20 protein-coding genes are annotated in these 20,686 nt (G+C 58.9%); 10 read left to right on the top strand and 10 right to left on the bottom strand.

Features of this window, described 5'->3' with window-relative positions; translation table 11 throughout:
* Window positions 1-138: 138 nt before the first annotated feature.
* The 3 genes from ACZRMO_RS20535 to gcl all read right to left on the bottom strand — a co-directional run bounded on the left by ACZRMO_RS20535 (window position 139) and on the right by gcl (window position 3,770).
* Window positions 139-1,029: a 2-hydroxy-3-oxopropionate reductase gene (locus ACZRMO_RS20535; RefSeq protein WP_463974014.1), complete on the bottom strand. Its 891-nt coding sequence runs from the start codon at window positions 1,027-1,029 to the stop codon at window positions 139-141.
* 172 nt (window positions 1,030-1,201) lie between these two features.
* A complete protein-coding gene (hyi, locus tag ACZRMO_RS20530) occupies window positions 1,202-1,984 on the bottom strand; it encodes a hydroxypyruvate isomerase (RefSeq protein WP_463974013.1) in 783 nt (260 codons plus the stop codon).
* A 10-nt stretch (window positions 1,985-1,994) separates the two neighbouring features.
* The gene (gene gcl, locus ACZRMO_RS20525; protein WP_026136466.1) at window positions 1,995-3,770 is read right to left on the bottom strand and encodes a glyoxylate carboligase; all 1,776 of its coding nucleotides are present in this window, start codon (window positions 3,768-3,770) and stop codon (window positions 1,995-1,997) included.
* Between the two features lie 256 nt (window positions 3,771-4,026).
* Between gcl and ACZRMO_RS20520 the strand changes: the two genes are divergently transcribed.
* Window positions 4,027-4,467, top strand: coding sequence for a GlcG/HbpS family heme-binding protein (locus ACZRMO_RS20520; protein ID WP_463974012.1), 441 nt, complete (start codon window positions 4,027-4,029; stop codon window positions 4,465-4,467).
* A gap of 129 nt (window positions 4,468-4,596) precedes the next feature.
* On the opposite strand, the gene ACZRMO_RS20515 is transcribed toward ACZRMO_RS20520, so the two are convergent.
* Together ACZRMO_RS20515 and ACZRMO_RS20510 are read right to left on the bottom strand one after the other, a co-directional pair.
* A complete protein-coding gene (locus ACZRMO_RS20515; protein WP_463974011.1) occupies window positions 4,597-5,055 on the bottom strand; it encodes an REP-associated tyrosine transposase in 459 nt (152 codons plus the stop codon).
* 200 nt (window positions 5,056-5,255) lie between these two features.
* Complete coding sequence (locus ACZRMO_RS20510; protein WP_463974010.1) at window positions 5,256-5,861, bottom strand: TetR/AcrR family transcriptional regulator; 606 nt, start codon at window positions 5,859-5,861, stop codon at window positions 5,256-5,258.
* 133 nt (window positions 5,862-5,994) lie between these two features.
* On the opposite strand from ACZRMO_RS20510, the gene ACZRMO_RS20505 reads away from it, so the two are divergent.
* Entirely contained in the window at window positions 5,995-6,909 is a 915-nt protein-coding gene (locus ACZRMO_RS20505; protein ID WP_463974009.1) for a DUF808 domain-containing protein, read from the top strand.
* A gap of 63 nt (window positions 6,910-6,972) precedes the next feature.
* Here the strand turns inward: ACZRMO_RS20505 and ACZRMO_RS20500 are convergent, their stop codons facing one another.
* The 3 genes from ACZRMO_RS20500 to ACZRMO_RS20490 form a co-directional block, all read right to left on the bottom strand.
* Window positions 6,973-7,311, bottom strand: a complete 339-nt coding sequence (locus ACZRMO_RS20500) for a hypothetical protein (protein ID WP_463974008.1) — start codon at window positions 7,309-7,311, stop codon at window positions 6,973-6,975.
* A gap of 366 nt (window positions 7,312-7,677) precedes the next feature.
* Entirely contained in the window at window positions 7,678-8,466 is a 789-nt protein-coding gene (locus ACZRMO_RS20495) for an MlaA family lipoprotein (protein ID WP_124525329.1), read from the bottom strand.
* Window positions 8,459-9,757 (bottom strand): serine protein kinase PrkA, encoded by a 1,299-nt coding sequence (locus tag ACZRMO_RS20490; protein ID WP_017734345.1) that lies wholly within the window; start codon window positions 9,755-9,757, stop codon window positions 8,459-8,461. Before ACZRMO_RS20490 ends, ACZRMO_RS20495 begins: the two co-directional genes overlap by 8 nt.
* 236 nt (window positions 9,758-9,993) lie before the next feature.
* Between ACZRMO_RS20490 and ACZRMO_RS20485 the strand changes: the two genes are divergently transcribed.
* Window positions 9,994-10,362, top strand: coding sequence for a hypothetical protein (locus tag ACZRMO_RS20485; RefSeq protein WP_463974007.1), 369 nt, complete (start codon window positions 9,994-9,996; stop codon window positions 10,360-10,362).
* 114 nt (window positions 10,363-10,476) lie between these two features.
* Here ACZRMO_RS20485 and ACZRMO_RS20480 read toward each other — a convergent pair whose 3' ends face one another.
* Window positions 10,477-12,030: a glycoside hydrolase family 17 protein gene (locus tag ACZRMO_RS20480; RefSeq protein WP_463974006.1), complete on the bottom strand. Its 1,554-nt coding sequence runs from the start codon at window positions 12,028-12,030 to the stop codon at window positions 10,477-10,479.
* Between the two features lie 332 nt (window positions 12,031-12,362).
* Here ACZRMO_RS20480 and ACZRMO_RS20475 point away from each other — a divergent pair, with 332 nt between their 5' ends.
* The 3 genes from ACZRMO_RS20475 (at window position 12,363) to ACZRMO_RS20465 (ending at window position 15,480) form a co-directional block, all read left to right on the top strand.
* Window positions 12,363-13,214, top strand: coding sequence for a glycine betaine ABC transporter substrate-binding protein (locus ACZRMO_RS20475; protein WP_124525326.1), 852 nt, complete (start codon window positions 12,363-12,365; stop codon window positions 13,212-13,214).
* 299 nt (window positions 13,215-13,513) lie between these two features.
* Window positions 13,514-13,825 carry a DUF485 domain-containing protein gene (locus ACZRMO_RS20470; protein ID WP_003190001.1) on the top strand — a complete coding sequence of 104 codons (312 nt, stop codon included), beginning with the start codon at window positions 13,514-13,516 and terminating at the stop codon, window positions 13,823-13,825.
* Window positions 13,822-15,480 (top strand): cation acetate symporter, encoded by a 1,659-nt coding sequence (locus tag ACZRMO_RS20465; protein WP_463974005.1) that lies wholly within the window; start codon window positions 13,822-13,824, stop codon window positions 15,478-15,480. The genes ACZRMO_RS20470 and ACZRMO_RS20465 overlap by 4 nt, the downstream gene beginning before the upstream one ends.
* A 244-nt stretch (window positions 15,481-15,724) precedes the next feature.
* Here the strand turns inward: ACZRMO_RS20465 and gltA are convergent, their stop codons facing one another.
* Window positions 15,725-17,014: a citrate synthase gene (gene gltA / locus ACZRMO_RS20460; RefSeq protein WP_110624989.1), complete on the bottom strand. Its 1,290-nt coding sequence runs from the start codon at window positions 17,012-17,014 to the stop codon at window positions 15,725-15,727.
* Between the two features lie 364 nt (window positions 17,015-17,378).
* Here gltA and sdhC point away from each other — a divergent pair, with 364 nt between their 5' ends.
* Genes sdhC through ACZRMO_RS20440 form a run of 4 tightly spaced genes read left to right on the top strand, consistent with a single transcriptional unit; the run spans window position 17,379 to window position 20,607 of the window.
* Window positions 17,379-17,753 (top strand): succinate dehydrogenase, cytochrome b556 subunit, encoded by a 375-nt coding sequence (gene sdhC / locus ACZRMO_RS20455; RefSeq protein ID WP_016979564.1) that lies wholly within the window; start codon window positions 17,379-17,381, stop codon window positions 17,751-17,753.
* Complete coding sequence (gene sdhD / locus ACZRMO_RS20450) at window positions 17,747-18,115, top strand: succinate dehydrogenase, hydrophobic membrane anchor protein (protein ID WP_016974690.1); 369 nt, start codon at window positions 17,747-17,749, stop codon at window positions 18,113-18,115. The genes sdhC and sdhD overlap by 7 nt, the downstream gene beginning before the upstream one ends.
* Window positions 18,116-18,118: 3 nt before the next feature.
* Window positions 18,119-19,891, top strand: a complete 1,773-nt coding sequence (sdhA, locus tag ACZRMO_RS20445; protein WP_248076227.1) for a succinate dehydrogenase flavoprotein subunit — start codon at window positions 18,119-18,121, stop codon at window positions 19,889-19,891.
* Between the two features lie 11 nt (window positions 19,892-19,902).
* The gene (locus ACZRMO_RS20440) at window positions 19,903-20,607 is read left to right on the top strand and encodes a succinate dehydrogenase iron-sulfur subunit (protein WP_003172807.1); all 705 of its coding nucleotides are present in this window, start codon (window positions 19,903-19,905) and stop codon (window positions 20,605-20,607) included.
* The last annotated feature ends 79 nt before the right edge of the window (window positions 20,608-20,686 follow it).

Genomic DNA, 20,686 nt, shown 5'->3' with positions numbered 1-20,686 from the left:
TGCAGCAATTGGAATGCGATCAAATGTGGGAGCGGGCTTGCTCGCGAATGCGGTCTTACATTCAACATCCATGCTGACTGGTCCACCGCTTTCGCGAGCAAGCCCGCTCCCACATTCGACCGCATTTCAAATCAAGGTTTACTTGTCGCGAATCGAGAAATTCGCCATATGCTCCAGGCCCTTGATCAGCGCCGAGTGGTCCCAGTTGCCGCCACCGATTGCGGTGCACGTGCTGAATACCTGTTGGGTGCCCGCGGTGTTTGGCAGGTTGATCCCCAGCTCCTTGGCACCGGCCAGCGCCAGGTTCAAATCCTTCTGGTGCAGGTTGATGCGGAAGCCTGGATCAAAGGTGCCTTTGATCATGCGCTCGCCATGCACTTCCAAGATCTTCGACGAGGCAAAACCGCCCATCAGCGCTTCACGCACCTTGGCCGGGTCGGCGCCGTTTTTCGCGGCGAACAGCAGCGCTTCGGCCACCGCCTGGATGTTCAGCGCGACAATGATCTGGTTGGCCACCTTGGCGGTCTGGCCATCGCCATTGCCACCCACCAGGGTGATGTTCTTGCCCATGGCCTGGAACAGCGGCAGGGCGCGTTCGAAGGTCTGCGGCTCGCCACCGATCATGATGCTCAGGCTGCCGGCCTTGGCGCCGACTTCACCACCGGATACCGGGGCGTCCAGATATTGCGCGCCGGCCGCGTTGATCTTCGCGGCAAAGGCTTTGGTGGCGGTGGGGGAGATCGAACTCATGTCGATCACCACTTTGTTTGGCGACAGGCCAGCGGCTACGCCGTCGGCGCGGAACAACACGTCCTCGACCTGCGGGGTGTCGGGCACCATGACGATGATGAACTCGGCTTCCTGGGCCACTTGCTGCGGGTTGGCCAGGGCGATGGCACCGGCGTCGACCAGGGCTTGCGGGGCCTTGCCGTGGTGTTCGGAGAGGAACAGGTGGTGACCGGCCTTTTGCAGGTTGGCGGCCATGGGTTGGCCCATGATGCCGGTGCCGATGAATCCGATTTTAGCCATGAGAAATTCCTCTTGTTATTCGATAGGCAGGCCAGTCTCGGTCTGCTAAGCACAGGAGTTCCAAATGTGGGAGCGGGCTTGCTCGCGAAGGTCTTTCATTCAACATTTGCGTCGACTGATCCACCGCATTCGCGAGCAAGCCCGCTCCCACATTGGTTTTGTGTTGTGTCCGTTAGATCGCGTTATGGGTTTTGAGCCAGCCCAAACCTGCGTCGGTGGTGGTCAACGGCTTGTATTCACAGCCAACCCAACCCGTGTATCCAATGCGGTCCAGATGCTCGAAAAGGAACCGGTAGTTGATCTCACCGGTGCCCGGCTCGTTGCGCCCGGGGTTGTCCGCCAACTGGATATGGTTGATCGCATCCAGGTGCGCGGCCATGGTGCGGGCCAGGTCGCCTTCCATGATTTGCATGTGGTAGATGTCGTATTGCAGGAACAGATTGGCACTGCCCACCTGCTCACGGATCGACAGGGCTTGCGCCGTGTTGTTCAGGTAGAAACCCGGGATGTCGCGGGTGTTGATCATCTCCATCACCAGCTTGATGCCCGCGGCTTGCAGCTTGTCGGCGGCGTACTTGAGGTTGGCGACGAAGGTTTTTTCCAGGGTCTCGTCATCCACACCGGCCGGACGAATGCCCGCCAGGCAGTTGATCTGGGTATTGCCCAGTACCTGTGCGTAGGCGATGGCCAGCTTGACGCCAGCACGAAATTCCTCAACCCGATCCGGGTGGCACGCCAGGCCGCGTTCGCCCTTGGCCCAGTCACCGGCCGGCAGGTTGAACAGCACTTGGGTCAGGCCGTTGGCGTCAAGGTGTGCCTTGATTTCAGCCGAGCTGAATTCATACGGGAACAGATACTCCACCCCTTCGAAGCCCGCATCGGCGGCCGCTTTGAAGCGAGCAAGAAAGTCTTGCTCGGTGAACAGCATGGACAGGTTGGCGGCAAAGCGCGGCATAGGGTTCTCCTTAATCGAGCAGGGAAATGGCGGTCGGCGCATCGTTGCCGACCAGGGCCAGATCTTCGAATTCGTTGACGGCGTTGATCTCGGTGCCCATGGAAATATTGGTCACGCGCTCCAGAATAATCTCAACGATCACCGGCACCTTGAATTCTTCGATCATTTCCTGCGCCTTGCGCAAGGCTGGCTGGATCTGGCCCGGCTCGAACACACGCAGGGCCTTGCAACCCAGGCCTTCGGCGACAGCCACGTGGTCGACGCCATAACCGTTGAGTTCCGGGGCGTTGAGGTTGTCGAACGACAGCTGCACGCAGTAGTCCATCTCAAATCCGCGCTGGGCCTGACGGATCAAGCCGAGGTAGGAGTTGTTCACCACCACGTGGATGTACGGCAGCTTGAACTGCGCGCCCACGGCCAATTCTTCGATCATGAACTGGAAATCGTAGTCGCCGGACAGCGCGACGACCTTGCGGCTCGGATCGGCCTTGACCACGCCCAGCGCAGCCGGAATGGTCCAACCCAGCGGGCCGGCCTGGCCGCAGTTGATCCAGTGGCGTGGCTTATAGACGTGCAGGAATTGTGCACCGGCAATCTGCGACAAACCGATGGTGCTGACGTAGCACGTGTCTTTGCCGAACACCTGGTTCATCTCTTCGTACACCCGTTGCGGCTTGACCGGCACGTTGTCGAAGTGCGTCTTGCGGTGCAGGGTGGCTTTGCGCTGTTGGCAATCGTGCAGCCAGGCGCTGCGGTCCTTGAGCTTGCCGGCGGCTTTCCACTCGCGAGCCACTTCAATGAACATGGTCAGGGCAGAACCGGCGTCGGACACGATGCCCAGGTCCGGGGTGAATACGCGGCCAATCTGCGTCGGCTCGATGTCGACGTGGATGAATTTGCGTCCTTCGGTGTACACCTCCACCGAACCGGTGTGGCGGTTGGCCCAGCGGTTACCGATGCCCAGCACCACATCCGACTTGAGCATCGTCGCGTTGCCATAACGGTGCGAGGTTTGCAGGCCGACCATGCCGACCATCAGCGGGTGATCGTCGGGGATCGTGCCCCAGCCCATCAGGGTCGGGATCACCGGGATACCGGTCAGTTCGGCGAACTCCACCAGCAGGTCGCTGGCGTCGGCGTTGATCACGCCACCACCGCTCACCAACAGCGGGCGCTCAGCCTGGTCGAGCAAGGCCAGGGCTTTTTCCACCTGGATTCGCGTGGCCAGTGGCTTGGCCAGGGGCAGCGGCTGGTAGGCGTCGATGTCGAACTCGATCTCGGCCATCTGCACGTCGAACGGCAGGTCGATCAACACCGGGCCTGGGCGGCCGGAGCGCATTTCATAAAAGGCTTTCTGGAACGCGTAGGGCACCTGGCCGGGTTCCAGCACGGTGGTTGCCCACTTGGTCACCGGCTTGACGATGCTGGTGATGTCCACGGCCTGGAAGTCTTCCTTGTGCATCCGGGCGCGGGGGGCTTGGCCGGTGATGCACAGGATCGGGATCGAGTCCGCCGAGGCGCTGTACAGGCCGGTGACCATGTCGGTACCCGCCGGGCCCGAGGTGCCGATGCACACGCCGATATTGCCGGCCTTGGTGCGGGTATAGCCCTCGGCCATGTGGGAGGCGCCTTCAACGTGGCGAGCAAGGACGTGATCGATGCCACCCACCTTCTGCAAGGCCGAGTACAGCGGGTTGATCGCAGCGCCTGGGATACCGAAGGCGGTGTCCACGCCCTCACGGCGCATTACCAGAACGGCGGCTTCGATTGCTCTCATTTTGCTCATGATTTTGGTGCCTCTTGCGTTTTGTAATTGTATACAAGTGGTGTCTGGTCAAAGTGTATTCACGGTGAGCTGCGCAGGTCAATCCATTTTATCGGCGGGCCTTTGCGTTCGTCGGAAGGCATTTTTGCGACGTATGGAAGGTTTGTTAGAAAATATTGTATACAAAAACAAATGTCATTGTGTTCTATTTGTTTGATCGAGCATCTGATCCTTCAGACCTCCACCGCTTTTCCCATAACAAGATAAGGACGGCACCATGAGCGCTTTAACCTTGAAACTCGCCACCCAACTGGCCAGCCAGGCCCTGACTGCCGGGCGCACCATTGCGGCGGCACCGCTGACCATCGCGGTGCTCGACAGCGGTGGGCACCTGATCACCCTGCAACGGGAAGACGGCGCCAGCCTGCTGCGCCCACAGATCGCCATCGGCAAGGCCTGGGGCGCGATTGCCCTGGGCAAGGGCTCACGCCTGCTGGCACTGGACGCGCAGCAACGGCCGGCGTTTATCGCCGCGTTGAACAGCCTGGGGCAGGGCAGCGTGGTGCCGGCGCCGGGTGGGGTGTTGATCCGGGATCAGGAGGGTCGGGTGTTGGGGGCGATCGGGATCAGCGGGGATACGTCGGATATTGACGAGCAGTGCGCGATAACGGCGATTGAGGGGGTGGGGTTGTTGGCGGATGCGGGGGTGTCGGCTTGATCGTAGGGTGACTGGTAGGGCCTCTTCGCGAGCAAGCCCGCTCCCACAGTTTGACCGAGCTCTCACTTTGGAATGCAGTCAAAATGTGGGAGCGGGCTTGCTCGCGAAAGGGGCAACTCGGTCTCTGCCCTATACCCAAACCGCATCCCACAGCGGATAGTCGCCAATGCGCTCCACCAACCCCGCCCGCAATGGGTTCGCCACCACATACCGAGCCATCTTCACCAAGTCATCTTCCTTACGCAGTGCCCGGTCATGAAAACTGGATTGCCAAAGCCTGCCTTTGCGGCCTGTGGCGCCATTCACGGTTCGAGTGCTTTTCGACTTCACCTGACACATCAGATCGCCCAGTGAGCCTTTTTGCAGTTCGATCAGCCAGTGGAAGTGATCGGGCATCACCACCCACGCCAGGGAGTTAGCCAGCCCTTGATATTGAGCGAGTCTGAATTGCCAAACCACCAGGCGACCCAGATGAAAGTTGGTGAATAAAGGCACTCGTTCATGTGTGTTGGTGGTAATCAGGTAGATGCGGTCGGGTTCGCTGAACCGTCCGATGCGCAGGCGGTGTGAGGTAGCAAGATCAGGCATTCCATGGCCTCTCTTCAAGTGGGGTTCTGAGAGGCTAGATCCGGTTGGTAGATGTTGATCGGCAGGCTTTTGGCAAGATGTGTCGGGGAGGGCGCTTTCGCGAGCAAGCCCGCTCCCACATTGGATTTGCGGTGTTCATACATTGTGTGTCTGGCACAATACCCCTGTGGGAGCGCGAATCCCACAGGCACCGCGCTGTATCAGTCCGGCTCACACCCCTTCAACACCAACCGAATAATCGTCAACGCCGCCGCCTCATAATCCGCCTCATCCAACTTGGCCTTGCCGGTGATCGCCGAGATCTGCCAGTCAAAATCCGCGTAGGTCTGTGTCGCCGCCCAGATGCTGAACATCAGGTGGTTGGGGTCAATGGCCGCGATCAGGCCGCGATCCACCCAGTTCTGGATGCAGTCGATGTTGTGCTTGGCCTGGGCGTTGAGTTGTTCGACCTGCTCCGCGCTGAGGTGCGGGGCGCCGTGCATGATTTCGCTGGCGAATACCTTGGAGGCAAACGGCAGGTCGCGGGAGATGCGGATTTTCGAGCGGATGTAGTTGCTCAGTACTTCTTTGGGTTCGCCATCCGGATTGAATGGCGTGGAGGCGGCCAGGATCGGCTCGATAATGCTTTCGAGCACCTCGCGGTAGAGGTTGTCCTTGGACTTGAAGTAGTAATAGACGTTGGGCTTGGGCAGCCCGGCCTTGGCGGCGATGTCGCTGGTTTTGGTCGCGGCGAAGCCTTTGTCGGCAAACTCCTCGCTCGCCGCCCGCAGGATTTTTTCTTTGTTGCGCTCGCGAATGCTGCTCATAAACCTGGACTTTCCTTGCCAAGACTGGCGGTTGCGCATGGTAGCACCGGCTATCCGCGAGCCTCAACAAGGTGCCCGCAAAGCCTTGCGCCGCGCTATGCTCGGCGTATCCCTTTTGATGGAAGACCGAGTCATGGCAGGAAGCAGCTTGTTGGTATTGATCGACGATATCGCCGCGGTACTCGACGACGTTGCCTTGATGACGAAAATGGCCGCGAAGAAGACCGCTGGCGTACTGGGCGACGATCTGGCGTTGAATGCCCAGCAGGTTTCCGGTGTGCGCGCCGAGCGGGAAATTCCGGTGGTGTGGGCGGTGGCCAGGGGCTCATTTATTAACAAATTGATCCTGGTGCCCACCGCGCTGTTGATCAGCGCATTTGCGCCTTGGGCAGTAACGCCGTTGTTGATGATCGGCGGCGCTTATCTATGTTTTGAAGGTTTCGAAAAACTCGCGCACAAATTCCTCCACAGCAAGGATGAGGACAAGGCCGAGCACGCGCATTTGGTCGAGGCGGTAGCCGATCCGGCAACCGATCTTGTGGCGTTCGAAAAGGACAAGATCAAGGGCGCAATTCGCACCGATTTCATCCTCTCTGCCGAAATCATCGCCATCACCCTCGGCACCGTGGCGGATGCGCCGCTGATGCAGCAAGTGATCGTGCTGTCCGGCATTGCTATCGTCATGACCGTCGGCGTCTACGGGCTAGTGGCTGGCATCGTCAAACTGGACGATCTGGGCTTGTGGCTCACCCAGAAACCTGGCCAGGCAGCGCGCAGTATTGGCGGCGGGATTTTGCGTGCGGCTCCGTACATGATGAAGAGCCTGTCGGTGATTGGCACGGCGGCGATGTTCCTGGTAGGCGGTGGCATCCTGACCCACGGCGTGCCGGTGGTGCATCACTGGATCGAGACGGTGAGCCAAGGCGCGGGCGGCGTGGCGTGGTTGGTGCCTACGCTGCTGAATGGCGTGGCGGGGATCGTTGCCGGGGCAGTGGTGCTGTTGGGGGTGATGGCCGTGAGCAGAGGTTTGCGTAGGATCAAGGCATGAGGTGCACCGGGCGGGCGCGGTTCAGGCAGCTTGCGCCCGGTGCGATCGTATCAATTCACCAAGTTACAACGGCGGTAAAGGAGGGCGCAGCAGCGCTGAGTAACCGTCTTTGGAAAAGTCCAGCAGCCGCCACGATTCGGAGAATAAAGCGATTTCAGATTCCGGGCCACGAAACTTCTCGGGGATAGGAAGCGTGGGGCCGTTGTGTTTGCCGTCGATTTTATTATTGTTGGCCTTGGAGTGCGCGCCTCCGAGGCTGTCGATATATGTAAGTACGCGCTCGGCATTTGCCGCGATGTTTGCTCGAGTGTCCGGGTCAAGTTTGCTATCGTTCCAATCACCACCCACTTGGGTCTTAAAATCTTCTATTATTTTTGGGTGGTTTTTTAACGAACTGAACAACGGATGTCTGGCGATTTCTTCTGCTGAGCGCCGGTCGTTCGGCGTACGGCCCGTATTTGCGGTGGGTGCGTCTGAAGGGTATCGCGGTGGGGTTGGGGTTTTCCCGTGGGGTAACGTTGGGTACCTAGGTAATGCAATTGAATCTGGACGCCTTATCATAAAAAATCCATCCCTCATTGAACAGTTACTGAATCATTCCATGCTCTCTATGTTGAGTGATTCGAGCATGGATCGCCCCTAGTAAGTGAGTTTCTGTTTGGGGAAGTTCCATGAGGCTAAGTGACCAGATGTGTGTAACTTTATAATGCCTTATAAACAGGCTGTCCGAACTTGTCGGGCAGCCTGTTTAATGTTGCTTGTTTGGCGTTATTCAGCGATCTGTAGTTTGCGTGATTCGGTATATATATACCGAACTTTTTCATATTCAAATGGCGAGTTCATCTGGCCATACCGGAAGCTGGTCTGGTACCGCTTGTCCACCGCGCGCAGAGCCCAGATTTCCGGGTGATTGGAGCTGACTTCCGATACGTTGAGGAAGTTGATCTGGCTCTCTGCGGTGTAGTCCACGATCAGGCCGGTGGTGTCACGCAGGTTCGACGGGCCGAAGACCGGCAACACCAGGTACGCACCGCCGGGCACGCCGTAGAAGCCCAGGGTCTGGCCGAAGTCTTCGCTCTGGCGTGGCAGGCCCATGGCGGTGGCCGGGTCCCACAGGCCGGCGATGCCGACGGTGGTATTGAGCAGCAGGCGCCCGGTGGTTTCCAGGGAGCGATGGCCCTTGAGCTGCAGCAGGCTGTTCAACAGGTTGGGCACGTCGCCCAGGTTGTTGAAGAAGTTGCTCACGCCAGTGCGCAGGAAGCTTGGGGTCACGTAGGTGTAGCCGTTGACCACGGGAATGAAGACCCATTGGTCGAAGCGGTAGTTGAAGTGGTACACCCGACGGTTCCAGGCCTCCAGCGGGTCGTAGACGTTGAGTGCGGTCAGCGACGAACGCTCGAACTCACGCTGGTCCATGCCGGGGTTGAACTTGAGCTTGGACAGCGGCTCCTTGAAGCCATCGGAGTCGACCTTGATTGGCTCATGGGCCTTGCTGTTGTCGGCATTGGCCACGCCCGCGCACATCAAGGCGGCGAGCAGCAGAAGATATTTAGCCACGGAAGAACTCCAGCATGGCGTCGGCGTTGACGCGGTAATTGAGGTTGCCGCAGTGGCCGCCCAGTGGGTAGACGGTCAAGCGATCGCCGAAGGTTTTACGCAGGAAACCGAGGTCGCCAGGGCCGAGGATCACGTCGTCGGCGTTGTGCATGACGGCGATTTTCTTGCTGCTGTGCAGGTAGTCCTTGAGGGCGTACAGGCTGACCTGGTCAACCAGTTGCAGCAGGCTGCCGCCGTCGGTGCGGGCGCGCCACATCGGGATCACCTGCTCGGTGAGGTAGCAGTCGAAGTCACATTGCAGCGCGCGCTTGAGGAACGGCGTGAGGCTGGTGCTTTCGGTAATCGGGTACTTCGGCGGGATGATCAGGCCGCGACGGTTGATCAGGTCCGAGGTAAAGGCAATGTCGGCCGCCGAGAAGCGGAACGAGGTGCCGATGAGCATGGCCATCTGTTCGTTGGTCAGGTGCTGCTTGGACTGTTGGAAGTCGTAGAGCAGGGCGTCGTTGAGGTCGATGTAGCCTTTCTGCTGGAAGTAACGGGTCAGCTTGTTCAACACCAATTCATAGAAGGTGGTGGTGTTGTTGATGCCCTTGACCTCGGTTTGCACCAGCTTGTCGAGGTTGGTGATCGAAGTGTAGAGGTTGACCGGCGGGTTCAGCAGCAAGACTTTCTTGAAGTTGAAGCTGCGACGGGTCTCGTCCAGTTTGGCCACGAATGCCGCATCGAGGCCGCCGAGGCTGTAGCCAGTGAGATAGAAGTCGGTCACCGGCAGCGAGGCGTTCTGTGCGCGCACGGCTTGCATCACGCGGTACATATCCTCGGCGTCTTCCTGGGTGATCCCCGGGGTGGCGAAGCGTGAGGCGGCGCTGATGAAGTCAAAGCTGGTGGGCGATGACAGTTGCACCACGTGGTAGCCAGCCTGGTAATACAGCTTTTTCAGGTATTCGTTGATGCTGCTGTCGAACCGCGCACCGGTGCCGGCGATCAGAAAGATCAGCGGTGCCGCGCGGTCCTGTTTGGCGATGCGGTAAGTGAGCTTCTTCACCGGCCAGAAGTTGTCGGGCAGGCTGAATTCGCGCTCGGGGCGCATCGTCAGGGTGTAGTCGGACTGATTGATCTCGTCGTTGCTCGGCAGCTTTGGCCGAAGGTCGGGCGGGGTGGTGGCGATGGTCGCTTCAAACGGGTTGGTCAAAGGGTAGCCATAGCTGGCTTGGTCGATATCGACCGCCAGTGCTGACGCACTCAGAAAAAGGCTGCCCAATAGGGCGGCACAGCGCAAGGAACGGAGCATGACTAAATCCCTAAGAGGAAACGTGCTAAATGAAGTTCGCAGGCTATGACCACCGCGCTGTCGCCGAAGTGCCATCACACGGCACGAAATGTCGGAAAATAACGTCGGAATCGGGGTAATAGTAGCCAGACGATACACTTTGCCACGCTTTGATGGACACTAATTGTGTGTATGCGCCTTGCTAACGGCCACCGGGGCATTAAGCTGAGCGCCGTTTTTGCCTATCGGAGTCCCCCATGTCCCGTCGCTTGCCGTTGATTTTGCTGCTTATTGCCCTGCCGCTGTGGCTGGCTGCCAGTTATGGCGCGCGCTACGGTTTTATGGAGGATGGCAGCTGGGTTGGGATCTGTGCCGGAGAAGCCGGGCGCTGGGAATGCCAGTTGCGTTCGAACCTGGGCTTGATGATTCACTTCAAGGTGCTGGGCTGGACGGCGTTGGTTGCGGCGGTCGTCGCGTTTTTTGTGCCGGGCCGTGTGGGCTGGTGGCTGGCGCTGCTGGGGATGGTGTTCGGGTTGCCGGCGCTGGCGTTGTACAACACCACGTTTGCAGTGTTTGCGCTGGTGGTGGCGGGGTTGCGGTTGGTCAGGAAGCCTCGGGGCGCCTGATAGGGCCTCATCGCAGGCAAGCCAGCTCCCACACTTGACCGAGTACATCCTTTGGAATGCGGTCAAAATGTGGGAGCGGCGGTGCGACGATTCGACTTGCTCGCGAAAGCGGTGTTAAGCCTTGCGCACCCGCAAGCACCGCCACAAAGCCCCAACCATCAACACGCTGACCATCGCCCAGCCCCAAGCCTGCTGGTTCAACAGACCTTCACGGTACAACTGCGGCGCAATGCCGGCACCGATGATAAAGGCCAGCAAGGCGATTTCCCGGCGCGGGCCAGTGACCGGACGAACCAGGTAAACCAAGGCCGGCAACACCAGCGCGGCACTCGGGAAGCTGCGATAGCGCGGGTCAAACACCAACGCCAACATCATCACTGACCCGGCAAACCCGGCAATCGCCATCAGCCAGCCAGCACGTTGCTCCAGCCAGTTGAACGCCCGCTCACGCCAGCCTTCCCGGGCGCTCAAGGCCAGGGCGGCGTGGGCGAGTACCAGCAGGTTCAGCGCCAATAGCAAACCTGCCCACACCCATTCATCATTGAAACGTGCAGTGATGCGGGTCAGTTCGGCCCAGCTGCCGATGGAACAGGCCGCCACCGCGCCCAGCAGCGGCAGGGCAAACGCGGCACGGGTGCTGCGCACACGGCCACCCAGCGTCAATGTACCGAGCAGGATCAACCCACCTACACCCAGCCACAACGGCCAGTAAGGAACGTTGGTCACCGGCCCGGCGAGGATGCCTTTGTCCTGGCGGTCTGCATCGAACAGGCCCCAATAGCCACCCACGGCGCCTTCACTGGCGCGTTTCCACGGCTGGTCAAAGGCTTCGATCAGGTTGTAGTGCCAGCCATTGGCTTCGGCCATGGCCACGAAACCGCGCATGAACTTGGCCTCGTTGACCCGGCTCGGCACTGCGGTTTCACGCTGGCGGCCTTCGCTGGGCCAGCCGGTTTCGCCGATCAATATGTCCTTGGGCGCGAACTTGTTGCCGAAGGTCTGGCGTACATCGCCTACATGCTTGAGCGCCTGGTCGATCCCGGACGGGTCATCTTCCCAGTACGGCAGCAAGTGAATGGTGAGGAAGTCCACTGCCGGGGCGATTTCCGGGTGTTGCAGCCAGAATTCCCACACGTCGGCGTAGGTCACTGGCTGTTTGATCTGGCTTTTGACCGTCTGGATCAGCTTCACCAACTGCGTGGCCGTGACTTCCTTGCGCAGCAGCGCTTCGTTGCCGACGATCACCGACGTGATGACATCCGGATGGGCGTTGGCCGAGGCGATCAGTTCGTTGATTTCTTTTTCGGTCGCCACCGGGTCACTGCTGACCCAGGCACCGGCCATCACCTTCAAGCCATGCTTGCGCGCCATGTCTGGCAAGGCTTCCAGGCCGACCATGGTGTAGGTACGCACGCACTCAAAGCGGGTCGCCAGCAGGGCCAGGTCCGCGTCCATGCGCTCCGGGCGCAGTTTGAGCGGCTGGTCAAACGGGGATTGGTCCTTGTCGAAAGGCGTGTAGGACGCGCACTGCATCTTGTGCGAAGCACTGGCGACGTCGGGCAATACCACTGGCCGGCCGAGGCCATACCAATAACCGACCAGGGCCAGCAGGCCAAGGATCAAGGCGAAGAAATAGGGCAGGGCAGGAAAGCGGGAAGTCGCGGGCATGGTCGGCTTATCTGGGGGAGCAAAGGCGCGCATCTTACCCGGATTTGGCCCATCCCAGTGGGGCTGCATAATTTTGACATGCAAAGTTCGGGCGGGATTTTGACGCCAAACCTTACAAAGCGTCCTGCTGGCGTTGTGATGTCGTTTCTTGCTCGGGTGAGGTCGCTGACAGAGCAGGTTCCAAGTCCTTGCGGGTTGATGATCGAAGTGTCAGCACTCCACTGATGCCGCAGCAGCCGGATCGATGCGCGTGAAGGGCGCGCGGCGCACCACATAACAACAGGTTGACGTCGCTCGGCATCCGTCGGGCGCAGCACTTTCGGGGAAGTACGATGAAGATGCGACGACTCTTGGGCGCAGCTGCCACTCTGGTAGTTGCGATGAGCTCCACACTGGCCAGCGCCGACAGCAAAACCCTGAGCATCGGCTACGTGGACGGTTGGTCCGACAGCGTTGCCACCACGCATGTGGCGGCAGAGGTGATCAAGGCCAAGCTCGGTTATGACGTGAAATTGCAAGCAGTTGCCACTGGGATCATGTGGCAAGGCGTGGCCACCGGCAAACTCGACGCCATGCTGTCTGCCTGGCTGCCGGTGACCCACGGTGAATACTGGACCAAGAACAAGGACAAGGTGGTCGACTACGGCCCTAACTTCAAGGATGCGAAAATCGGCCTGATCGTGCCGGAGTACGTGAAAGCCAAATCCATCGAAGACCTCAAGACCGACACCACCTTCAAGAACAAGATCGTCGGCATCGACGCCGGTTCAGGCGTGATGCTCAAAACCGACGAAGCGATCAAGCAGTACGGCCTCGATTACAAGCTGCAAGCCAGTTCGGGCGCAGCGATGATCGCCGAACTGACCCGTGCCGAAGACAAGCAGGAATCCATTGCGGTCACTGGTTGGGTGCCGCACTGGATGTTCGCCAAGTGGAAACTGCGTTTCCTGGAAGATCCAAAAGGCGTGTATGGCGCTGCTGAGACCGTCAACAGCATCGGCAGCAAGGGCCTGGAGAAGAAAGCACCGGAAGTCGCGGCCTTCCTGAAGAAATTCCAGTGGGCCTCCAAGGATGAAATCGGCGAAGTCATGCTGGCCATTCAAGAGGGCGCCAAGCCGGACGCGGCGGCCAAGGATTGGGTGGCCAAGCACCCTGAGCGTGTGGCCGAGTGGATCGGTAAATAACCTGTAGCAAGCCCGCCACACACCTAATGTGGGAGCGGGCTTGTGTGGGAGCGGGCTTGCTCGCGAAGGCAGTGTGTCAGTCAATACATCTGTTGACTGAACCACCGTATTCGCGAGCAAGCCCGCTCCCACACAAGCCCCCTCCCACATTACTTTTACCGTTTGTAAATCCTCCTGCGCTCTGACAATCCCTCGCTACACTCGATCTAAGACTAAGGTCGTCTGGAACCTCTACGGCAGCCGCATACAGTGGATACGTTCCAAAATAATAAAAAAGCTGTGCTGCGAGGATAAAAACAATGAACGACAGCATTTACCTCTCGATTCAAAACAGCCCGCGTTTCAAGGAGCTGGTGAGAAAAAGGGAAAGGTTCGCCTGGATTCTCTCGGCGATCATGCTCGGGCTTTACTCCGCTTTCATCCTGTTGATCGCCTACGGGCCACAAGTGCTGGGGGCCAAGATCAGCCCTGGCTCTTCGATTACCTGGGGCATTCCCCTGGGCGTCGGACTGATTGTGTCCGCCTTCATCCTGACCGGTATCTACGTGCGCCGGGCCAATGGCGAATTTGACGACCTGAACAATGCGATTCTCAAGGAGGCTGCGCAATGATCGGTCGTCTACTGGCACTACTCGGCGCTTCGTTCTTTGCTCCGGCCCTTTGGGCGGCGGACGCATTGACCGGTGAAGTGCACAAGCAACCCCTGAACGTATCGGCCATCGTGATGTTTGTCGCGTTTGTCGGTGCCACCCTGTGCATCACCTACTGGGCATCCAAGCGCAACAAATCGGCGGCCGACTACTATGCGGCCGGTGGCAAGATCACTGGTTTCCAGAACGGCCTGGCGATTGCCGGTGACTACATGTCGGCGGCGTCCTTCCTGGGGATTTCCGCGCTGGTCTACACCTCCGGTTATGACGGCCTGATCTACTCGATCGGCTTCCTGGTGGGCTGGCCGATCATCCTGTTCCTGATCGCCGAGCGCCTGCGTAACCTGGGCAAGTACACCTTTGCCGACGTGGCGTCCTACCGCCTCGGGCAAACCCAGATCCGCAGCCTGTCGGCCTGTGGTTCCCTGGTGGTGGTGGCGTTCTACCTGATCGCGCAGATGGTCGGTGCGGGCAAGCTGATCCAGCTGTTGTTCGGCCTGGACTACCATGTTGCGGTGATCCTGGTGGGTATCCTGATGTGCATGTACGTGTTGTTCGGCGGCATGCTGGCGACCACTTGGGTGCAAATCATCAAGGCTGTGCTGTTGCTGTCCGGTGCCTCGTTCATGGCGCTGATGGTGATGAAGCACGTCAACTTCGACTTCAACACGCTGTTCTCCGAGGCGGTCAAGGTTCACGCCAAAGGCGAGGCGATCATGAGCCCTGGCGGTCTGGTGAAGGATCCGATCTCGGCATTCTCCCTGGGCCTGGCCCTGATGTTCGGTACTGCTGGCCTGCCACACATCCTCATGCGCTTCTTCACCGTCAGCGACGCTAAAGAAGCCCGCAAGAGCGTGTTCTACGCCACGGGTTTCATCGGTTACTTCTACATCCTGACCTTTATCATCGGCTTTGGCGCGATCCTGCTGGTCAGCACCAACCCGGCTTTCAAGGATGCAGCAGGCGCCTTGCTCGGTGGCAACAACATGGCGGCGGTGCACCTGGCCAACGCGGTGGGTGGCAGTATCTTCCTGGGCTTCATCTCGGCCGTGGCGTTCGCCACCATCCTCGCAGTGGTTGCCGGCTTGACCCTGGCCGGTGCGTCAGCGGTGTCCCATGACCTGTACGCCAGCGTGATCAAGAAAGGCAAGGCCAACGAGAAAGATGAGATTCGCGTGTCGAAGATCACCACCGTCGCCTTGGGTGTATTGGCAATCGGCCTGGGTATCCTGTTCGAAAGCCAGAACATCGCGTTCATGGTCGGCCTGGCGTTCTCCATTGCCGCCAGCTGTAACTTCCCGGTGTTGCTGCTTTCCATGTACTGGAAAAACCTCACCACCCGTGGCGCCATGATTGGCGGCTGGCTGGGCTTGATCAGTGCCGTGGGCCTGATGATCCTCGGCCCGACCATCTGGGTCTCGATCCTGCACCATGAAAAAGCCATCTTCCCTTATGAGTACCCAGCGCTGTTCTCGATGATCATTGCGTTCGTCGGCATCTGGTTCTTCTCCATCACCGACAAGTCGGCGGCGGCAGAGAAAGAGCGTGCGCTGTACTTCCCGCAGTTTGTGCGTTCGCAAACTGGCCTGGGGGCGAGTGGGGCGGTTTCTCACTAAGGTTGTAGCTGGATAAGAAGTGCCCCGGTCGCAAGGCCGGGGTATTTTTTTGTCTGGGGTTCAGGGGTGGCTGTTCGGGCCTAATCGCAGGCAAGCCAGCTCCCACATTTGACTGCATTCCAAGGGGTGTACTCGGTCGAATGTGGGAGCTGGCTTGCCTGCGATGGCGATGGTACAGGCGACACAAACAAAAACGGCCTCCACTAAGGGAGGCCGTTCTCAATGCACCTAAGCAGTTGAATGCTTACTTGCGATCTTCCAGCTTGGTGATGTCACGCGACTCGTAGCCGGTGTACAGCTGGCGTGGGCGGCCAATCTTGTACGGGCTGGAGAGCATTTCTTTCCAGTGGGAGATCCAGCCCACGGTCCGCGCCAGGGCGAAGATCACGGTGAACATGCTGGTTGGAATGCCGATTGCCTTGAGGATGATCCCCGAGTAGAAGTCGACGTTCGGGTACAGCGAGCGTTCGATGAAGTACGGGTCGGTCAGGGCGATCTCTTCCAGGCGCATGGCCAGTTCGAGTTGCGGATCGTTCTTGATGCCCAGTTCCTTCAACACTTCGTCGCAGGTCTTTTTCATCACGGTGGCGCGCGGGTCGCGGTTCTTGTAGACCCGGTGACCGAAGCCCATCAACTTGAACGGATCGTTCTTGTCCTTGGCCTTGGCGATGAACGTGTCGATGTTGGACACATCGCCGATTTCATCGAGCATGGTCAATACGGCTTCGTTCGCACCGCCGTGGGCAGGGCCCCACAGTGCAGCGATGCCGGCGGCGATACAGGCGAACGGGTTGGCCCCCGAGGAACCTGCCAGGCGCACGGTAGAGGTCGATGCGTTCTGCTCGTGGTCGGCGTGGAGGATGAAGATCTTGTCCATCGCTGCGGCCAGCACCGGGCTGATCGGTTTGATCTCGCACGGGGTGTTGAACATCATGTGCAGGAAGTTTTCCGCGTACGTCAGGTCGTTGCGCGGGTACATCATGGGTTGGCCCATGGAGTACTTGTAAACCATTGCGGCCAGGGTCGGCATCTTGGCAACCAGGCGGATCGCGGAAATTTCGCGATGCTGCGGGTTATTGATGTCGAGGGAGTCGTGATAGAAGGCCGACAGGGCGCCGACCACACCGCACATGACGGCCATCGGGTGGGCGTCGCGGCGGAAGCCGTTGAAGAAGGTCTTCAACTGCTCGTGAACCATGGTGTGGTTCTTTACGGTGCTGACGAACTGGGCTTTCTGCTCAGCTGTTGGCAGTTCGCCATTTAGCAGCAAGTAGCAGGTTTCCAGGTAGTCCGATTTCTCGGCCAGTTGCTCGATCGGGTAGCCGCGATGCAGCAAAATGCCATTATCACCATCGATATAGGTGATCTTCGACTCGCAAGAGGCGGTCGACATGAAGCCTGGGTCGAATGTAAAACGGCCCGTGGCCGTCAGGCCCCGCACGTCGATAACATCGGGACCAACGGTGCCGGTTAAAATGGGCAGCTCGACGGGGGCTGCGCCCTCGATGATCAACTGCGCTTTTTTGTCAGCCATGTGGCCTCCTATTTATGCTTCAAATCATCAGACAGACCCCCCACGCAGGGCCCGCACCACTATATTGATATAAATCCAGATGTCAATTTGCCTAAAGTCTTGCACCAGAAGGCTTTAACCGTACTTTTTCCTCGAAATTGACTGCCATTTACGCCTTTTATACCGCCAGCGCAATCAGCTATTAGGGTGAGGTGCGCGCGTTGTCATTAGTAACCTAACTGTCTATACTCGGCCACCGACCGCCAAGGGCTTTTGGGCTTGCTTTCATTGGGGGTCGCACTCCCTGGGTGGTGCTTACCTGACCAGTGCACTCCCCAACAACTTTGCCCTGATTGTTAGGGGCTCTTCAGTGTGAAAAAAAGCCGTGAATAGCCAACGACCTGTAAACCTAGACCTAAGGACCATCAAACTCCCCATCACCGGCGTTACGTCGTTCCTGCACCGTGTTTCCGGCATCATCCTGTTCCTGGGCTTGGGCATCATGCTTTATGCATTGAGCAAATCCCTGGGTTCCGAGGAAGGATACGCCGAGGTGAAGGCATGCTTGACCAGCCCGCTGGCCAAGTTCGTAGCATGGGGCCTCCTGTCCGCTCTGCTGTATCACCTGGTAGCCGGTGTGCGCCACTTGATCATGGATGCGGGTATCGGTGAGACGCTGGAAGGCGGCCGCCTGGGCTCGAAAATCATCATCGCCATTTCCGTGGTGCTGATCGTTCTGGCAGGAGTTTGGATATGGTAACCAGCGTTACGAACCTTTCGCGTTCGGGCCTCTATGACTGGATGGCACAGCGTGTGTCTGCGGTCGTTCTCGCGGCTTATTTCATTTTCCTGATCGGATACCTCGTCGCAAATCCAGGCATCAGCTATGAGCAATGGCATGGCCTGTTTTCCCACAATGCGATGCGAATCTTCAGTCTGCTGGCCCTTGTAGCCCTGGGCGCACACGCCTGGGTTGGCATGTGGACCATCGCGACCGACTACCTGACGCCGATGGCGCTGGGCAAGTCCGCGACTGCAGTACGTTTTCTCTTCCAGGCAGTCTGCGGCGTCGCGATGTTCGCTTACTTCGTCTGGGGTGTGCAGATTCTTTGGGGTATCTGATTCATGGCTAACATTCCAACTATTTCATTCGACGCCATCATTATTGGTGGCGGCGGTGCTGGCATGCGCGCAGCGCTGCAGCTGGCCCAGGGCGGTCACAAGACTGCCGTGATCACCAAGGTGTTCCCGACCCGCTCCCACACCGTATCGGCCCAGGGTGGCATCACCTGCGCCATCGCTTCCGCCGACCCGAACGATGACTGGCGCTGGCACATGTACGATACCGTCAAGGGTTCCGACTATATCGGTGACCAGGACGCTATCGAGTACATGTGTCAGGAAGGCCCGGCTGCGGTGTTCGAGCTGGACCACATGGGTCTGCCGTTCTCCCGTACCGAACAAGGCCGTATCTACCAGCGTCCATTCGGCGGCCAGTCGAAGGATTACGGTAAAGGCGGGCAGGCTGCCCGTACGTGCGCCGCTTCCGACCGTACCGGTCACGCGCTGTTGCACACCCTTTATCAGGGCAACCTGAAAGCCGGTACTACGTTCCTGAACGAGTACTACGCAGTGGACCTGGTGAAGAACGCTGACGGTGCATTCGTCGGTGTCATCGCCATCTGCATCGAAACCGGTGAAACCACCTACATCCGCGCCAAGGCAACTGTTCTGGCGACTGGCGGTGCAGGCCGTATCTACGCTTCGACCACCAACGCCCTGATCAACACCGGTGACGGCGTCGGCATGGCATTGCGTGCTGGCGTACCGGTACAAGACATCGAAATGTGGCAGTTCCACCCGACCGGCATCGCCGGCGCCGGTGTACTGGTTACCGAAGGTTGCCGTGGTGAAGGTGGATACCTGATCAACAAGCACGGCGAGCGTTTCATGGAGCGTTATGCTCCGAACGCGAAAGACCTTGCTGGCCGTGACGTAGTAGCCCGTTCGATGGTTAAAGAAATCATCGCCGGCAACGGCTGTGGCCCGAACGGCGACCACGTGATGCTCAAGCTCGACCACCTGGGTGAGGAAGTGCTGCACAGCCGCCTGCCAGGTATCTGCGAGCTGTCCAAGACCTTTGCTCACGTTGACCCGGTACTGGCGCCAGTGCCAGTGGTTCCGACCTGCCACTATATGATGGGCGGCGTGCCGACCAACATTCATGGCCAGGCGATCACCCAGAACGCCGAAGGCGTGGACGAGATCATCCACGGTCTGTTTGCCGTAGGTGAAGTGGCTTGCGTATCGGTACACGGTGCCAACCGTCTGGGCGGCAACTCGCTGCTCGACCTGGTGGTATTCGGCCGTGCTGCTGGCCTGCACCTGGAAAAAGCGCTGACTGACGGCATCGAATACGATGACGCCACCGACGCCAACATCGAAGCCGCCCTGGCGCGTCTGAACGCTCTGAACGAGCGTACTGATGGCGAAGACGTGGCAACCCTGCGTCGCGAGCTGCAAAGCTGCATGCAGAACTACTTCGGTGTATTCCGTACCGGCGAATACATGCAGAAGGGTATTGCCCAGTTGGCCGACCTGCGTACGCGCATCGCCAACGTCAAGATCAACGATAAGAGCCAGGCGTTCAACACTGCTCGTATCGAAGCCCTTGAGCTGCAAAACCTGCTGGAAGTGGCCGAAGCGACTGCAATCGCGGCCGAGGTTCGTAAAGAATCCCGTGGTGCCCACGCCCGTGAAGACTTTGAAGATCGCGACGACGAAAACTGGTTGTGCCACACCCTGTACTTCCCGGGTGACAAGCGCGTAACCAAGCGTGCCGTGAACTTCTCGCCGAAGACGGTTCCGACGTTTGAACCGAAGATTCGGACTTACTAAGGGTGGCTGCCATGTTGAAAGTCAGTGTTTATCGCTACAACCCTGATCAGGACGCCGCGCCGTTCATGCAGGAATTCCAGGTCGATACCGGTGGTAAAGACCTGATGGTGCTGGATGTATTGGCACTGATCAAAGAGCAGGACGAGGGTTTCTCGTATCGTCGCTCTTGCCGTGAAGGTGTGTGCGGTTCCGACGGCATGAACATCAACGGCAAAAACGGCCTGGCGTGCATCACGCCGCTGTCCGCCGTGGTCAAAGGCAACAAGCTGATCGTTCGTCCACTGCCAGGTTTGCCGGTTATCCGTGACCTGGTCGTCGATATGAGCATCTTCTACAAGCAATACGAGAAAGTTAAGCCGTTCCTGCAGAACGACACGCCGGCTCCGGCCATCGAGCGTCTGCAGTCCCCGGAAGAGCGTGAGAAGCTTGACGGTCTGTACGAGTGCATCCTGTGCGCTTGCTGCTCGACCTCGTGCCCATCCTTCTGGTGGAACCCGGATAAATTCCTGGGTCCAGCTGCCCTGCTGCAAGCGTACCGCTTCCTGGCAGACAGCCGTGACACCAAGACTTCCGAGCGTCTGGCTTCACTGGATGACCCGTTCAGCGTATTCCGCTGCCGCGGGATCATGAACTGCGTCAACGTATGTCCCAAAGGCCTGAACCCGACTAAGGCCATTGGTCACATCCGTAACATGCTGCTGCAAAGCGGCGTGTAACTGACGTTGTAGCAAAGCAGGACCGTTGTGCCCGTAAATGCTACGGCGCAGGCTTCAACCGGCGCCGTAGTTTTAACTT

This window comes from Pseudomonas sp. B611, from assembly GCF_055407965.1.
This window is presented reverse-complemented; position numbering and strand designations above follow the sequence as displayed.

Bases quoted from the DNA above. Each gene is read 5' to 3' on its own strand.
- ACZRMO_RS20535 (WP_463974014.1), bottom strand. From the start codon at position 1,029: ATGGCTAAAATCGGATTCATCGGCACCGGCATCATGGGCCAACCCATG.
- hyi (WP_463974013.1), bottom strand. From the start codon at position 1,984: ATGCCGCGCTTTGCCGCCAACCTGTCCATGCTGTTCACCGAGCAAGAC.
- gcl (WP_026136466.1), bottom strand. From the start codon at position 3,770: ATGAGCAAAATGAGAGCAATCGAAGCCGCCGTTCTGGTAATGCGCCGT.
- ACZRMO_RS20520 (WP_463974012.1), top strand. From the start codon at position 4,027: ATGAGCGCTTTAACCTTGAAACTCGCCACCCAACTGGCCAGCCAGGCC.
- ACZRMO_RS20515 (WP_463974011.1), bottom strand. From the start codon at position 5,055: ATGCCTGATCTTGCTACCTCACACCGCCTGCGCATCGGACGGTTCAGC.
- ACZRMO_RS20510 (WP_463974010.1), bottom strand. From the start codon at position 5,861: ATGAGCAGCATTCGCGAGCGCAACAAAGAAAAAATCCTGCGGGCGGCG.
- ACZRMO_RS20505 (WP_463974009.1), top strand. From the start codon at position 5,995: ATGGCAGGAAGCAGCTTGTTGGTATTGATCGACGATATCGCCGCGGTA.
- ACZRMO_RS20490 (WP_017734345.1), bottom strand. From the start codon at position 9,757: ATGCTCCGTTCCTTGCGCTGTGCCGCCCTATTGGGCAGCCTTTTTCTG.
- ACZRMO_RS20485 (WP_463974007.1), top strand. From the start codon at position 9,994: ATGTCCCGTCGCTTGCCGTTGATTTTGCTGCTTATTGCCCTGCCGCTG.
- ACZRMO_RS20480 (WP_463974006.1), bottom strand. From the start codon at position 12,030: ATGCCCGCGACTTCCCGCTTTCCTGCCCTGCCCTATTTCTTCGCCTTG.
- ACZRMO_RS20475 (WP_124525326.1), top strand. From the start codon at position 12,363: ATGAAGATGCGACGACTCTTGGGCGCAGCTGCCACTCTGGTAGTTGCG.
- ACZRMO_RS20470 (WP_003190001.1), top strand. From the start codon at position 13,514: ATGAACGACAGCATTTACCTCTCGATTCAAAACAGCCCGCGTTTCAAG.
- ACZRMO_RS20465 (WP_463974005.1), top strand. From the start codon at position 13,822: ATGATCGGTCGTCTACTGGCACTACTCGGCGCTTCGTTCTTTGCTCCG.
- gltA (WP_110624989.1), bottom strand. From the start codon at position 17,014: ATGGCTGACAAAAAAGCGCAGTTGATCATCGAGGGCGCAGCCCCCGTC.
- sdhD (WP_016974690.1), top strand. From the start codon at position 17,747: ATGGTAACCAGCGTTACGAACCTTTCGCGTTCGGGCCTCTATGACTGG.
- sdhA (WP_248076227.1), top strand. From the start codon at position 18,119: ATGGCTAACATTCCAACTATTTCATTCGACGCCATCATTATTGGTGGC.
- ACZRMO_RS20440 (WP_003172807.1), top strand. From the start codon at position 19,903: ATGTTGAAAGTCAGTGTTTATCGCTACAACCCTGATCAGGACGCCGCG.